At 66.8% G+C, this 14,428-nt stretch carries 14 protein-coding genes; 5 read left to right on the top strand and 9 right to left on the bottom strand.

What is annotated here, in order from left to right; genetic code table 11:
* Window positions 1-140: 140 nt before the first annotated feature.
* Window positions 141-776 carry a hypothetical protein gene (locus tag E2C06_RS20245; RefSeq protein ID WP_133290429.1) on the bottom strand — a complete coding sequence of 212 codons (636 nt, stop codon included), beginning with the start codon at window positions 774-776 and terminating at the stop codon, window positions 141-143.
* A 463-nt stretch (window positions 777-1,239) separates the two neighbouring features.
* Between E2C06_RS20245 and E2C06_RS20235 the strand changes: the two genes are divergently transcribed.
* From E2C06_RS20235 to E2C06_RS20225, 3 genes are read left to right on the top strand one after another with little or no spacing between them, the layout of a single operon-like run.
* On the top strand, window positions 1,240-1,743 hold the full coding sequence (locus E2C06_RS20235; RefSeq protein ID WP_133290427.1) for a DUF2924 domain-containing protein: 504 nt from the start codon (window positions 1,240-1,242) through the stop codon (window positions 1,741-1,743).
* 26 nt (window positions 1,744-1,769) lie between these two features.
* Window positions 1,770-3,092 carry a recombinase family protein gene (locus E2C06_RS20230; RefSeq protein ID WP_241671378.1) on the top strand — a complete coding sequence of 441 codons (1,323 nt, stop codon included), beginning with the start codon at window positions 1,770-1,772 and terminating at the stop codon, window positions 3,090-3,092.
* Window positions 3,089-3,505, top strand: a complete 417-nt coding sequence (locus tag E2C06_RS20225) for a hypothetical protein (protein ID WP_133290425.1) — start codon at window positions 3,089-3,091, stop codon at window positions 3,503-3,505. The genes E2C06_RS20230 and E2C06_RS20225 overlap by 4 nt, the downstream gene beginning before the upstream one ends.
* Window positions 3,506-3,598: 93 nt before the next feature.
* On the opposite strand, the gene E2C06_RS20220 is transcribed toward E2C06_RS20225, so the two are convergent.
* The 4 genes from E2C06_RS20220 to E2C06_RS20205 form a co-directional block, all read right to left on the bottom strand.
* On the bottom strand, window positions 3,599-4,534 hold the full coding sequence (locus tag E2C06_RS20220) for an HlyD family secretion protein (protein WP_133290424.1): 936 nt from the start codon (window positions 4,532-4,534) through the stop codon (window positions 3,599-3,601).
* Window positions 4,531-4,809: a DUF3302 domain-containing protein gene (locus E2C06_RS20215; protein ID WP_206664610.1), complete on the bottom strand. Its 279-nt coding sequence runs from the start codon at window positions 4,807-4,809 to the stop codon at window positions 4,531-4,533. The genes E2C06_RS20220 and E2C06_RS20215 overlap by 4 nt, the downstream gene beginning before the upstream one ends.
* Window positions 4,810-4,900: 91 nt before the next feature.
* Window positions 4,901-6,562 carry an arylsulfatase gene (locus tag E2C06_RS20210; protein WP_133290423.1) on the bottom strand — a complete coding sequence of 554 codons (1,662 nt, stop codon included), beginning with the start codon at window positions 6,560-6,562 and terminating at the stop codon, window positions 4,901-4,903.
* Window positions 6,559-7,497, bottom strand: coding sequence for a formylglycine-generating enzyme family protein (locus E2C06_RS20205; RefSeq protein ID WP_206664609.1), 939 nt, complete (start codon window positions 7,495-7,497; stop codon window positions 6,559-6,561). The genes E2C06_RS20210 and E2C06_RS20205 overlap by 4 nt, the downstream gene beginning before the upstream one ends.
* Window positions 7,498-7,872: 375 nt before the next feature.
* Here E2C06_RS20205 and E2C06_RS20200 point away from each other — a divergent pair, with 375 nt between their 5' ends.
* Both E2C06_RS20200 and E2C06_RS20195 read left to right on the top strand, forming a co-directional pair.
* Window positions 7,873-10,254, top strand: a complete 2,382-nt coding sequence (locus E2C06_RS20200) for a type IA DNA topoisomerase (RefSeq protein WP_133290422.1) — start codon at window positions 7,873-7,875, stop codon at window positions 10,252-10,254.
* Window positions 10,255-10,303: 49 nt separating this feature from the next.
* Window positions 10,304-10,720 carry a secondary thiamine-phosphate synthase enzyme YjbQ gene (locus E2C06_RS20195; RefSeq protein WP_370451454.1) on the top strand — a complete coding sequence of 139 codons (417 nt, stop codon included), beginning with the start codon at window positions 10,304-10,306 and terminating at the stop codon, window positions 10,718-10,720.
* A gap of 895 nt (window positions 10,721-11,615) precedes the next feature.
* On the opposite strand, the gene E2C06_RS20190 is transcribed toward E2C06_RS20195, so the two are convergent.
* The 4 genes from E2C06_RS20190 to E2C06_RS20175 all read right to left on the bottom strand — a co-directional run bounded on the left by E2C06_RS20190 (window position 11,616) and on the right by E2C06_RS20175 (window position 14,322).
* Window positions 11,616-12,110, bottom strand: coding sequence for a hypothetical protein (locus tag E2C06_RS20190; RefSeq protein WP_133290420.1), 495 nt, complete (start codon window positions 12,108-12,110; stop codon window positions 11,616-11,618).
* 16 nt (window positions 12,111-12,126) lie between these two features.
* Window positions 12,127-12,384 (bottom strand): hypothetical protein, encoded by a 258-nt coding sequence (locus E2C06_RS20185; RefSeq protein ID WP_133290419.1) that lies wholly within the window; start codon window positions 12,382-12,384, stop codon window positions 12,127-12,129.
* Window positions 12,385-12,394: 10 nt separating this feature from the next.
* Window positions 12,395-12,922 (bottom strand): hypothetical protein, encoded by a 528-nt coding sequence (locus E2C06_RS20180; protein WP_133290418.1) that lies wholly within the window; start codon window positions 12,920-12,922, stop codon window positions 12,395-12,397.
* Window positions 12,923-13,158: 236 nt separating this feature from the next.
* Window positions 13,159-14,322, bottom strand: a complete 1,164-nt coding sequence (locus E2C06_RS20175; RefSeq protein ID WP_165982516.1) for an MFS transporter — start codon at window positions 14,320-14,322, stop codon at window positions 13,159-13,161.
* Between the last annotated feature and the right edge of the window lie 106 nt (window positions 14,323-14,428).

Here is a 14,428-nt window from a genome sequence, read left to right as displayed (position 1 = left end):
CCGACGTTCCTCTTGCGCCGCCGCCGGCAGCTTGCGCATGTCCACATGCTTCATGCCCCCAACCTGGACGGATCCTACTCGCCTTCAAGACCGCCCAGGCCGGATCAATAAATCAGCTGCGCGATATTAATCTGAGCAAATCAGTTTAGCGCAGGATTTTCCCGCAGCAGCTGCTTGTAGATTCGTGGCAGATGTTTTCGAAGCGTTGGCTCCTCCGGGATCCCGTCATGATGATTGTTGTTGGCCTTGATGAGGCGCCTGCGCATGACCCGCGCCAATTCGGACCAATTTGGCTTGCCATTCGCCTCTTTGGCTGCACGCCGACGCACATCTGCCCAGTGAGTCCGAAGGTCCTCTTCAATCGCCCTTTTATACGACGGCCGCCCAGGAGGCTTCTTAGGCGGATCTGGAGTATTTGCCGGCGCCCCTTCGGCCTCCGCCTCGGCCGGCAGAGGAATGGTCGTTCGCACAAAATGCGATGCCAGGACATCGACGAACTTGATGTTTCCCATGAAGACTACGTTCTTTGTCGTCAGAAACCGAAGTCGCGGCGCCCAGATGGGCGGAATTTTCGATCGGGTGTACGCGGCAGTCGGCGCGATTTGCAGCCCCGTCAACACCACCTCGCCAGAGGCAATTCGCGCGCGGAAGTCGCGCTCCAGTGCAGCCCTGGCTTGCTTCCGCGTCGTGTTCACCTCATCCCACGGCGTGGGTTGTCTAGCCACCCGGGCAACAGCCCTCTTGTCGTCCAAAGATCCGACCCAGCCATCGTCCATCCAGCGACTCCGCACCGGTGTTCGAGGCGGTCTTGGGGGGAGCGGCCGACTTATCGCCTTACGCAATTGCTCGAGCAGGGTGTCGTCGCAAAACGCTTCCATCGCCATCAGCAGAGGAAGGCATTCCGGTTCAGTCCGCACTGCGCAGGCGCCCGATCATGAGCGCAACTCCATCCCGAGATTCGGACTGTTTTCTATCCGGCGACCGCTACCCGGTCGAGTCCGGGGAGAAACTCTCTCCTGAGCCCCAAGGTCCCCTCCGAAAGGGCGAGCTCAACTTCCACCTCCCGCCGCACTTGCGAGAAATCTGCGCCCTCCTCGCTGCCGGCTTGGTGCGGCTTCGTTGCCGCACTGCTAGGGACTTCGCCCGCGACGCCGCCAGGGCGGCGGCTAAGGGAGAGAGTTCGCTACACTTCACCGCCGACCAGAGCGTGCATGCGGACCCCTTGGAAAGGGCCACCGCATGACCCGACGCCGACCCGTGACCGAGCTTGTGCCGACCACGCCGGTCATCCCTGCCATCCCGCCGGCGCAGGTGTTGCCGCGCCTGGCCGCGCTCCAGACCACCCCGATTGCCGACCTGAAGCAGCAATGGCGCGAGCTCTTCGGCAAAGAGCCGCCCCCCTTCAACAAGGCATACATCCAGAGCCGCCTGGCCTATCGCATTCAGGAGCTGGCCTATGGCGGCCTGAAGTCCGAGACCCGGGCCAGGCTGGAGGCGCTGGGCGAGCAGCTGGACGGCGGGAACATCGTCCTCCGTCGCATCCGGGCCGACAGCCGGCCGCTCCCCGGCACGCGGCTTGTCCGCGAGTACGACGGCATCCAGCACGTGGTCACCGTCCGGGCCGACGACTTCGAGTACGAGGGTCGGCCCTACCGTTCCCTGTCCGCCATCGCCCGGCACATCACCGGCACGCGCTGGAATGGCTGGACGTTCTTCGGGCTGAAGGGGAGGCCAGAGGCATGAGCCGCAGGAAGCTACCCGAGCCGGCCATGCACGCCATGGTCAAGAAACTCCGCTGCGCGGTCTACACGCGCAAGAGCACCGACGAGGGGCTGGAGAAGGAGTTCAACACCTTGGACGCCCAGCGCGACGCCTGCGAGGCCTACGTGGCTTCCCAGAGGGCTGAGGGATGGGTGCTGGTCCGTGACCACTACGACGACGGCGGCTTCTCCGGCGGCACCCTGGAGCGACCGGCACTGCGGCGCCTGCTGGCTGACATTGAGCAGGGCCGCATCGACATCATCGTGGTCTACAAGATCGATCGGCTGTCCCGCTCGCTGATGGATTTCGCCAAGCTGGTCGAGGCCATGGAGGCGCACGGAGTGACCTTCGTCTCGGTCACGCAGAGCTTCAACACCACGACCAGCATGGGGCGGCTGACGCTCAACATCCTGCTCAGCTTTGCCCAGTTCGAGCGCGAAGTTATCGGCGAGCGCATCCGGGACAAGTTCGCCGCCTCCCGCGCCCGCGGCATGTGGATGGGCGGCAAGGTGCCGCTCGGTTACGACGTGCGCGGCCGGAAGCTGGTGCCAAACGAGGCTGAGGCGGCGCGGGTGCGACGGGTGTTCGAGCTGTTTGTTGAGACCGGCTCCGGGACCGAGACCGCTCGGCGGCTCCAGGCGGAGGGTGTGGCCAGCCGGTCTGGCCGGCTGCTGGACAAGGGCGACGTATACAAGCTGCTGAACCTGCGGACCTACGTTGGCGAAGTCGCACACAAGGGGCACGTCTATCCCGGTGAGCACCAGGCGATTGTGCCTCGGGACCTGTGGGACCGGGTGCAGGCCGTCATGCAGGTTAGCCCGCGCACCAGGGCCGGCCAGAACCGGCAACACGCGCCGGCGCTGTTGAAGGGGCTGATCTTCGGGGTGGATGGCCGGGCGCTGTCGCCGACGCACTGCCGGAAGAAGGGGCGGCTGTACCGGTACTACGTCGCGCAGCGGGTGCTGAAGGGCGATGCAGCCGGTGATGACGGCATCGTCCGGCGGGTGTCGGCGGCCGAGATCGAGGCCGCGGTGGTCGATCAGGTCCGGGCGCTGCTGCGTCAGCCAGAGGTCTTGGTCGGCACTTGGATGTCGGCGCGGGCGGAGACGCCGGACCTCAAGGAGGGTGAAGTCCGGGAGGCCCTGGCCAAGCTCGACCCACTGTGGGGCGAACTCTTCCCGGCCGAGCAGGCGCGCATCGTCCGAGCCCTGGTGGAGCGGGTAGTGGTCGGGCCCGCCGGCGCTGATATCCGGCTGCGGGTCGAGGGCCTGGCAGGGCTGGTGCGTGACCTAACCGTCGGCGCGCCCGAGGCGCTGAGGGCGGCCGCATGATGGAGGCGACGAGCATCACGGTCCGGGTGCCGCTGAAGATCCGGCGGCAGTCGGGGCGGAAGACGGTGGTCACGCCGGTACAGCGGGACGACGCGGCGACTGTGCCGACGCTTTCCAACCCAGCGCTGGTGAAGGCGCTGGCGCGGGCGTTCCGGTACCAGCGGCTGCTGGACGAGGGTCGGTACGCCTCGATCAGCGAGATGGCGACGGCAGAGCGAATCGAGAGGGGCTACCTGGGGACGCTGCTGCGGCTGACCCTGCTGGCGCCGGACATCGTGGAGGTGATCCTTAATCGGCAGCAGCCGGACAACGCTACCCTGCCGCGGCTCCTCGCGCCGTTCCCGATTGATTGGTCGGCACAGCCCAGCGCTCTCGCCACTGACGCGGCCCCCTCCTGCCGTGGCCTTGATTGACCGCCTTGGGCGGAAACCGGACTCTGTGATTGCGTGAAGCAGTCGGACTTACCCGGGCGTCGTCGGTGCTGGACGGTCGAAGCTCTGCACTGGCTAGAAAGGATCGACGTAGTTCAGGATGGCCGTCTGCCGTAGCAGCACGCGCCTGATCACGTGGCTTGCCTCGACATGGTCGGTGAAGATTGCCGCCGAGCCGGTGCTGCCCGCCGGCAGCCGTCGCGCCACCTCCGTGTCGTCGAGCGCGATGCGGACTACCAATGGCTGTGGCCGAATGCCGCCGGGCGTGACGGCAAGCCCGCCGGGCTGGACCTGCCCGGGCGCGATCGCCTGCACCACCGTCACCACGCGACCGCCATGGACTTGGCCAGGAAGCATGCTGAACGTCGCCTCTACCGGCTGGCCGGGGCTGACGTAGCGGGCGAAGGCTTGCGCCACCTCCATGCCGAGGATGGCCTCCGAGGTCTCAATGAAGGCCATCACCGGGGCCTGGGTGGTGACGCGCGCCCCGGCACGGAGCGCGAGGTTTGTCACGTAGCCATCCGCCGGGGCGCGCACCACGGTCTTGCCGAGGTCCCACCGCGCCACGTCGAGCTGGGCGCGCAACTGCGCGACCTCCGCCTCGCGCTGCTCGACGTCGAAGGCCCGGCCGGTGCCGCTGCGGCGCAATTCGCTCATCTCCGAGAGCCGCTGCTCCGCGAGCCTGAGCTGCGCCCCGATGGCGCGGACCTGCGCCTCGTATGGCGTGGGATCGATGCGGAAGAGAACGTCGCCGGCCCTGACCGGCACATTGGCGGCGACCGGCACCTCCACGACCTCGCCGGCGACGGAGGGGATGATCTGGACGGAGTTGCGGACCACCGCGGCCGGCCCCGCCGGCGCTCCCCACTGCATCGGGATGAACAGCCCGACCAGGAGAGCCACCAGGACCAGGACCGGCGACAGCTTCCAGAACAGGTTGAGCGGGACCACGCGGAGCCAGACGAAGAGGGCTAGGAGCGCGATGTAGCTGTTGAGGAGGACGACGATCATTCGCCCGCCTCCCGCCTGGTCGGGGCGTCCACATAGGCCCAGATCAGCACCAACGGCCAGAAGACGAAGCCGAACATCAGGGTGGCCCAGCCGCCGATCGCCACTGCCTCCGCCCAGGGGTGCCCTCGCCGGCGCGCGATACGGCCGGGCATCATGCCGAGTGCGACGAAGACTGCGACCAGCGTTGCGATGACGACCAGCAGGACGACCCAGGCGAAGAGGTCGATGAACTGCATGCTGTCCTCCTCGATGCGAATGTGGCGCCCGTTCGCCACGGCCCGATCCGCGTCGCTGGATCAGGCCGCAGAAATGCATAGGAAGCCAACCTACCGCCCTGGCGACGCGCTCAGGCTTGCCCGCGCAGCGTCACTGGCGTGTCCGCCGCAGGAACTCCTGCACGATGTTGGACATGTCGAAGGAGGTGCCGCCCTGGACGGGCGGGTACTCCGCCAGGGTCTTCAGGTGCTCCTGGACCAGCTCGGTCATGGGCTCGAACACCCATGACACCTTCTGCGCCAGGTGCCCGTAGGAGTCCTTGCTGTCGTAGCTCTCGAACGGGTCGCTGCGGATGTTTATGAAGAGCGGTGCATGGCGCGCCATGATCACGTCGTAGTAGTTCTCACGAGTGGCGAAATGCAGCTTCCATGGCCCCATCCGGACGGCCATGAGCCTGCTCTCGAAGTAGTAGAGGAAGTCGTTGCGTCGGCTCTCTGGCGCCCTGCCGGCCCAGTAGTCGAGGTTGTTCACGCCGTCGATGTACTGCCGCTTCTCCGTCCGCATGCGCTCGACCACATCGGGCACGCCAGCCACCGCGGCGAAGGTCGTGAACATGTCCTGGTGCGCCTGGATGCCGTTCAGAACCTGCCCCGGCTTGATGACCCCTGGCCAGCGGAGCAGCGATGGCACCCGCACGCCGCCCTCGTAGGTGGTCATCTTCTCGCCACGGAAGGGTGTGGTCGCGCCATAGGGCCAGGAGGAATGCTCGGGCCCGTTGTCGGTCGAGTACCAGACGATCGTATTGTCCTCGAGCCCGTTCTCCCGCAGGAAGTTGAGGATCAGTCCGACATCGTGGTCGTGCTGCAGCATGCCGCTGCCGTGGTAGTCGTCCTCGTGCGTGTAGCGGTCGGCGGCGTAGCGCCACCTCTCGTTCAGACGCGTGTAAAGGTGCATTCGGCTGGTGCTGAGCCAGACGAAGAAGGGCCGGTCCTCGGCCTGCGCCCGTTTCATGAAGTCGAGCGCCTTCGGGATCACCTCCCCGGCGTCGAAGTCCTTCATGCGCTCCTGGCCGAGTTGCCCCGTGTCCTCGATCCGCTGCTTGCCGACCCGGCCGAAGCGGGGATCGACGGTCGGATCATCGGTATCGGTTGCGAAGGAGTGCAGCACGCCGCGCGTGCCGTACCTGCGCGCGAAGGCCTCTGGGCCGCCGGGGTAGGCGCGCGCGAAGTTCTGGTAGTCCCGATACTCGTGCTGCTCCTGCGTGTTCAGGTGATAGAGGTTGCCGAAGAACTCGTCGAAGCCGTGCGCCGTGGGCAGGTGCTCGTTGCGGTCGCCGAGATGGTTCTTGCCGAAATGCCCGCACCGGTAGCCGACGGGCTTCAACACCTCCGCGAGGCAGGGCGAGGCGGGCTTGAGCCCGAGCTCGTCGCCCGGCATGCCGACCGTCACCATGCCGGACCGGATCGGGTACTGCCCGGTGATGAAGGCGGCGCGCCCGGCGGTACAGGAGTTCTGGGCGTAGTGGTCGGTGAACTTGGCGCCCTCGTTGCCAATACGGTCGATGTTCGGCGTGGTGTAGCCCATCGTCCCGAGACCATAGGCGCTGACATTCTGCCAGCCGATGTCGTCGCCCCAGATCACCAGGATGTTCGGGCGCCGCGGCTGCCCGCCGCCGGCCTGGGCGGGCGCTGGGGCCGGACGCGGCGGCTGGGCCTGCGGCGCCTGGGCGAGCGTCGGCCCGGCAGTGAGCCCGGCCGAAAGGGTTGCCGCGGTGCCGAGCAGCACGTTGCGCCGCGTGGTCTTCTGGCTCATCCCTGCTCCTCCCCTGGTATCCGTGCGGACCTTGCCACGCAGCGGAAGCCGACATGGCAGGTCGAGGTGTCCACCGGCTCCGGATGCCGCGCGGCGGGCCGGTAACGGCGGCAATAGCTCGGCGCGCAGAGGAAGCTGCCGCCCTTCAGGACCTTGCGCGGGATGCGGATCCGCGGTTGCGCGGCATCGAAGCTCGCTGCCTCCGCCGCGCCGCGGGGGTTGCGCGGCACGCAGCAGGGCTTCGCGGCATCGGCCGGGTGACCCGGCGCGAACCAGTCTTGCGTCCACTCCCAGACGTTGCCGATCATGTCGAGCAGGCCGTAGCCGTTCGGCGGGAAGGCGCCGACCGGGGAGGTCGCGCGCCAGCCATCCTCGGCCGTGTTCTTGTAGGGGAAGGTGCCCTGCCAGGTATTCGCCATGTGCCTGCCGCCCGGCGTGAGCTCGTCGCCCCAGGCATATTCGGCATCGGCCAGGCCGCCGCGCGCGGCAAACTCCCACTCGGCCTCGGTCGGCAGGTCCTTGCCCGCCCATCGCGCATAGGCCAGGGCGTCGGCATATGCGACATGCACTACGGGATGCTCGTCCAGGCCGACGAGATTGCTGCCAGGACCGTAGGGGTGGCGCCAGTCGGCGCCGGCGCGGAGCTCCCACCATTGGGACCAGTCGCGCGTGTCCACGGGCCCGCGTGTCTTGCGGAAGACGAGGCTGGCGGCGCGCAGCATCTCCGGGCGTGCGCCTGGATACTGGCTCGGGTCGGGCGTAAGCTCGGCGACCGTGACGTGGCCGGTCGCCTCGACGAAGCAACGGAACGCCGCGTTCGTCACCGGCGCGCGGTCGATCCAGAAGGCTTCCATCTCGACGAGGTGGGCCGGCGCTTCCTCAGGATAGTGGCTATCAGAGCCCATGACGAAGGAGCTGCCGGGTACCCGGACCATCGCATCAGGTCCATCAAGCGGTAGGGCTTCGGCTGTGCCGGAAAGGTCCGAACTGGTTGGAGAACTGCGCCGATCCATCATGCGTCCACACGTCCCGTGCCGACCTTGCCATGGTCGGATTCGCGAATGTGCGGTCAGGGTTGTCAGGCCTCATCACGGCTCCGTCAGACCGCTGCTGTTGAGAGGTGCCAGGCGGCCTTCAGCTGCGTCGTGCAAAGGAACGAATGTCTGCTTCGAGTCGTAGCGGATCGCCGGTGGCTGGGGAGAGTAGCTCGACCACTGCGGCGGCATTCTCGCGCGGGTGCTGAGGCTGAGCCTACGAATGAACCATAGCGCCGCTTGCCTGGAACCTATAGAGAACATGCGGAGCCCCGCATGACCGACCAGATCGTCATCACGGAAAAGACCAGCCAAGCGAAGGACGTCAGGGCCGCTGTCGGCAGCCGCTATGGAGCGATCCTGCCCGCCGAGGGGCACCTCTTCGACCTTGTCGAGCCCGAGGAGGTTTCAGCCGACTGGAAACGCTGGGCGGCGGTCCTGCTGCGGCCGGACGGCCTCTACGGTACCAAGCCGGCTACGGGCGGCAACAAGGCGCCGAAGCTCAAGGCCATTCGCGACGCGCTGCGCCGAGCAAAACGCGTTTGGCTCGCCACCGACTGCGACCGGGAAGGCCAGCTCATTGGCCAGGAGATCCTGGAGCACTACGGCTACCGCGGCACGGTCATGCGGGTGATCTTCACCGCCCAGGACCCGCAGACCATCCGCGACGCGTTTGCCCAGGCCAAACCGAATGCGGAGTTTGCCCGTCTCTACGCGGCTGCCGTCGCGCGGCGGCAGGCCGACCAGATCTACAACCTGTCGCTGACCCGCACGGCGACCGTGACCCTGGCCCGCGGCGCGCGCACCGTAATCGGCGTTGGACGCGTGAAAACCCCGACCCTGGCCATCGTCTGCAAGCGCGAGCTGGAAATCCGCAACTTCGTCCCGCAGGCCTATTTCGAGGTGGTCGCCACCGCCCAGGCCGAAGCCGGGCAGCTCCGGATGCGGCATGCGCCCAAGGAGCGTATCCTCAGGCGCGCGGATGCTGAGGTGATCGCCGCAGCCGCCGAGGGCTTCGCCGGGCCGCTCGCCGTGAAGGTCGAGGACAAGCGGCAATCCCCACCGCGACTGCACGACTTGCCGTCGCTGCAGAAGCTGTGCGGCTCGCGCTTCGGCTGGTCGGCGGCACGCACCCTGGAGGTGGCGCAGGAGCTGTACGACGGACAGGGAAAGAAGGTCATCACCTACCCCCGCGCCGAGACCCGCTACTTGCCCGAGAGCCTGATCCCGGATGTGTCGCGGATCGTCGACGGACTGCGGATCGGGCGGGCCTTCAGCGAGATCCCTGTGCCGGACCCGCCGGTCATCCGTCGCGGCGCGGGCGGCCACTTCCACGACAAGGGCCTGGCCGGGGCCAGCCACCACGCCGTCATCCCCAACGTCAACACGGTGGACACGCTGCGGGAGGTCTGGCTGCGGCTCACGGGCGATGAGCGGCGGCTGTTCGACGTCATCGCCCGGTCCTACCTAGCGGCGATGATGCCGGATTTCCGCTACCGGCAGACCACCGTCACCCTCGATGTCAGCGGGCACCTGTTCCGCGCCGCTGGGCGGCAGCCGATCGAGCTCGGCTGGCGCGCGGCCTTCCCGGACTGGCAGCCTGCCGAGGAGAAGGGCGAGGAGGCGCAACTGCTGCCCGCCCTCCGGCACGGCGAGACAGCCACGCTGCGCGACGCCATGGTCGAGGACAAGGAGACCCGGCCACCGCCGCGCTACAACGAGGGCACGCTGATCGAGGCGATGCAGAATGCCTGGCGCTTTGTCGCCGATGAGGCGCTGCAAGAGCGGCTAAAGGAGGCCAAGGGCATCGGCACGCCGGCGACCCGGGCCGAGATCATCCGCGGGCTCAAGGCGCAGGAGTTCCTGACAGCCGACGGCAAGCACATTGTTCCCACCGAGCGCGGCCTGGCACTCTTCGCCGTGCTGGAGAAAGCCGATCCGGCGCTGGTCGACCCCGGCGTGACCGCGCAGATGGAGCGCCTGCTCGACGAGGTGTTGGTCGGGCAGCAGGAGATGATCGGGGCGATCGACGCAGTTTGCGCCCAGGCCAGCAGGATCATTGGCCGACTGCAGGAGGGCGCAGGCGACGTGGACGCCAAGCTACTGGGCGGTATCGCCAGGGACGCGGGTCCGGATCGGCCGCCGACGCCAGCGATGAAAAGCTTCGTGGATAGCTTGGCGCGCCAGAAAGGGCTCAAGCCGCCCCGGGGCTACACGTCGTCCGGCGCCGCTTGCCGCGCCTTCCTCGACCAGCATGCGCCCAAGAGGGACGGCGCACAGGCCCGGGCCGATGCCGGGATCGGGCGACCAGCGGCTGCTCGAAAGACCGTGACGAACAAGCGTCCACGGAACCAACGCACTGTCGACGCGCCGGCAGCGGAGGTCGAGGCCGAGCTTGGCGAGAGACGCGGGATGCCAAGCGGGAAGGCAGGTGTCCGCAAGCGGAAAGCCAACGCCGGGACGACGCGAGCGGCGCGACTCCGCAAGAGCGCACCGGAGCTTCGGTCTCCCGATGCTCCTGATGGCGATACGCCGTTGCGCATTCCCTTCGGCAACAAGGAAGCGGCGCTTCAGCTCGGTGCTCGCTATCGCGCTGGCGGCTGGTACGCGCCGCCTGGGGTCGACCTCAACAGTTTCCGCGAGCGCGGATGGCTGTGACGAGGGACTGAAACCGGTTGGCCGAGGGGGAACTGGTGTGGAACAGCACATGCACCGCATCGAGATCGTGACGCGCGGCCGAGGCCTCGTCGCCATCACCGATCAGGTTTGCGACTGGGTGAAGCGCCGGGAGATCGGCACCGGCTTGCTCACCATCTGGTGCCGGCACACCTCGGCCTCGCTGCTGGTGCAGGAAAACGCTTCGCCGGATGTGCGGGCCGACCTGGAGACATTTCTGGCGCGCCTGGTGCCAGATGGTGGCGCCGGCCGCTACCGGCATGCGGAGGAGGGGCCGGACGATATGCCCGCCCATATCCGGGCTGCGTTGACGCAGACCCAGCTCTCGATCCCGATTGCCGAGGGCCTGCCGGTGTTGGGGACGTGGCAGGGCATTTACCTGTGGGAGCACCGCATGCAGCCGCACCGCCGAGAATTGGTGCTGCACCTACTGGGCGAGCGGACGTAGAGCTTGGGGCCTTGGAGAGCGTCAGCGACGCCCATCAGGGGAGCAATCGCTCCGCTGAATCCCGACCAGCCGGGGTGCATTAAGATCAAGGAAAAACAACGCCCTAGACCTTGTTGGCAAAATCGGCCAACCCTCAAGGTTTGGAGACTCTCCGGCGTTTCGGAGAGAAAACTCGCCCTCGTTCCGCCCTTGCACCATCAAGGTCGAACCGGAAAACGGCCGGAAACCTGCGCCTCAGCGCGGCGCCCCGGTCGGGAGAGATAGGTTGTGAGGAGACCGACTGGAGCAGCGATAGGAACCGGGATACGAAATTCTCTGGGGCGGACGGCCTGATCGTCGGATGGCACCGTCGCGGATAGGTCAGGAATCTGCCCTCCTTGCCTCGCCGACACGTCGCTGGATATTGCGCCGGAACCGCCACAGGCCGTCGGCATGGGACGGTGCGAGGTGCCCCTGGCGGCACCGCGCTGCCTTAGCGTAGTTGGCCGGCCGCACTGGCGAGCTGCCGCGCCACTGCATTCGCCTCCTCCTGATCCGCGAGGCGGTCAAAGAATAGTCTGAAGGTCTGGCCGTAGAGCCACGCCACGTCGAGCACCGGAAGGGTTGGAAGACCCGTGCTTTTCAACAGCATCCAGAGCCACCCACCATCAAATATCGGTTGATTGGCAGGCCCCAATGTACTCTCCAGTCCAAGCACCCAGACCGCTCACCTCGCCATGGTGTCGTGCAAGCTACCCTGCACTTTCAATATGGGCCAGTAGATCTGTTGCGCTACATTTGCGGCGGCCAAGCAACCTGTTCAGGTCGTGATCGTAAGCGGCGGCCCGGCTGCAAGTGAGCGCATCACTTGGACAATGGCCTCTGCCCGCATCAAATCGGGCAGAGCGCAGCCTGGTCAATGGAGTGTCGCACGTTCGACCCGACTGCTTCTCGTGTCGGAATGCGCCCGCGTCACGGCGTGCGAGTGAAAGCACAGTCCGCAGCTGCGTGCCGCCGCCGCCAAGCCGGTGGCCAACTGCAGGGTCGGCATGACGGCAGGCTTAACGAGCCAATCCGTCAGCACGACCAATGCACTCAGGACATCGCCTTGCTGTAAAGCGTGAAGCAAGACAAGTAGGTCGTCTTCGTCAACGCCAAGCTGCGGGCACTGGCAACATCGAATGTCCAGCGGGCGTTGCATCGCGTGATGGACGGCGGAAAAGAATGCGTCAAATGCCTGCACCGCGTTCTCTGGCAACTCCCCCTGTCTGCAGACTTCACGCCAGTCAAGCGAGGCCGCGCCAGCAGGGCGGCGTTCCGCTACCCAGGTTCGGAGGACCGCAATGCAGAAGAGCGCCTCTGGCTCAAGCTCATTTACCCCTCGGCTTTGGTCCACATCCTCTCGATGCATGCACCTCGCCATCCGACTACTCCCAATGGCCGGACTGCACCTCGTCGCACGTCACCGAGGGCCCGTGAGCGAGGGCCTGACGTTGCGGTCCGGCGGGTAACGGATGGCCGACCTGCGATCGGCGAATGCTGGGGCGCTGATTGATCCATGGCGGCGTGGTGTTATTTGCGCCGGAGCGATCCACCTGCTGCACGCTCGCGTCCTCGCACATCATCCGATCCCGCGCCATCAGCGCAGTCAGGATGACGACACCGATTGAGCGATGTCGAATCATAGGCATCTCCTCAGTGCCGGGTGGTCAAGGTCGGCGGCCAGGACATGCTGCCGGCGCCCACGACATTGGAAGGGCCAACCAACCGACGTGGGGTGAACGCGAGGCCAGCCGCGAGGAACAATTCACCCATGCCGCGCAACGGCCCAAGGGCGAACTCGGCGCCGATTTCGGATAACAGGCCGGAGCGAAGTACCCCCCCCGCCAGTCGGGTTTGGTGATCCTGGACCAGCCATGCAATATGCAGCAGCTGCTGCTCATCTGTGGCGAGCCACGGGCAATGTGGGCAGCCGATGCCCAGTGGTCGGTCCGCAGTGCGGGCAACAATGCGCAGGAACATGTCGAGCGATGCCGCAGCCAGCGGGACGCCGGCATGCGTCATCCGCACGTGGAGCCGCGGCATCGGATCCGCGTTCCGCCTCAGGTCACCGACCCATTCGCGCAGGCCGCAGAGCAGCACGGCTTCCGCCCACTCCAGCTTTTCCACCATGTCTGGGTAGCCGTACAGGTTTCGCGGGGCGATGCGCGCGGCGCGGCCCATGGGGTGCTCCTAGTCTCTTCGCCTAAGCAAACTAGGCCGTATTGAGAATGCATCGCAATCGCAGATTTGCGGAATCGCTCTACCGCCGATGCCTCTCCGGTGCGCGCAGACACTTCGCTGCTCTGTCCCACAACATGGCCGAGTCTGCCGGTCAGGTAGGTAACGCAAGAGTCATTGGATGCCATAGCGACTGGCAGAAAGCCCAGGTGGAAGCAGTCGCGTTGGCTCTTGGCAGGCTATGGTCCCTGGCCGGCTTCCCGCCGCCGGGCGGCAATGAGCAGCAGCAGCGCCGCTACCGCGGGCAATATGAGTGACGCGGCTGCGAGGGACGGGGCGCCCGCGACCAGGATTCCACACATCGGTGCCGCGGCCGCATAGGCGGTCGCCTGAATTGCCGCGGTGCGGCTCGCAATCCGTCCGCGCGAGGATGCTGGCGCCCCCTGCATCAACGCAGCCATCGCGGATGGGACGGCGATGCCGATCCCGGCTGCCAGCATCGAAATGCCGGCCGCGACGACGAAAAGATTTGCGAAAGGCGCAAGAATGAGCGTGCCGATCATCGCCAGCCCCGCTCCGGCAGCGGGGCGCCATTGCTCGGCAAAACGGTGGGATGACAGGTTGCCGGCGATGGCTGCCGTGGCCGCCATGGTCATGAGCCCTCCGGTCCAACGCGTGGCTTGGACCACCTCCAGGCCGAGCTTCGCCAGCAGCAACGGCCCCAGGATGTATTGCGCGCCGCCCCCGAGCAGGTGCAACGCCAGCAGGGCCAAAAGCAGCGGCCAGGCCGGGCCACCTGGCGGCGTGGCGTATGCGGCTTCGAACGGCGGCGAGGGGGTTGCGGTGCTTGCCGCCGCTGGGCCCCGCAGGACGACCAGGAAGAGCAGGGCGAGGCAGGTGGTCGCAACCAGCACCGCCAAAATCCCAACCGCACCCATGCCGCTGATCAGGGCCACGGCCAGCGGTCCGAAGAGCCGCCCCGCGTTCTGGGCCGCACTCGCCTTGCCCTGCAGGCGGGTTCCCGCCGCGGGCGCCTCGCCCGCCCAAAGCCAGGCCTGGGCGGCCGGGTGCAAGGCGGCAACTCCGGCGCCGTTCACAATCCGTATCGCCAACGTGACGGCGAAGGCATGCTCCGTCGTCATGGCGCCGGCGGCCACCAAAGCCGTGTAGCCGCAGAACAGCCCGGAGGCGACGCAGATAATGGCAAGCCCGCATCGCGCCGCCAGGGCATGCCCTGCGCCATCAGCTAGCCTGCCTGCCAGGGGTGCCAGTCCGATCGTCGTCAGCAGTCCCGTACCTATGGCGAGACCGAGCTCGTTTGCGCCGAGGTCAAGTGCCTCCAGCAGCAGCGGCAGGGCGGCGAGCGGCGCTGTTTGCGCGGCCGCCACCAGCCCGAGCGCCACGATCAATCCCGCTTTCGGCATCCGCAATGCTCGTCCTGCCATTCCGTACGCCTGGGTAATCGCGAATAATTCTCATTCTCATTCGCATCTGATCGATTACAAGCAT

It is taken from the genome of Dankookia rubra, from assembly GCF_004355005.1.
Classification (GTDB): domain Bacteria; phylum Pseudomonadota; class Alphaproteobacteria; order Acetobacterales; family Acetobacteraceae; genus Paracraurococcus; species Paracraurococcus ruber_A.
This window is presented reverse-complemented; position numbering and strand designations above follow the sequence as displayed.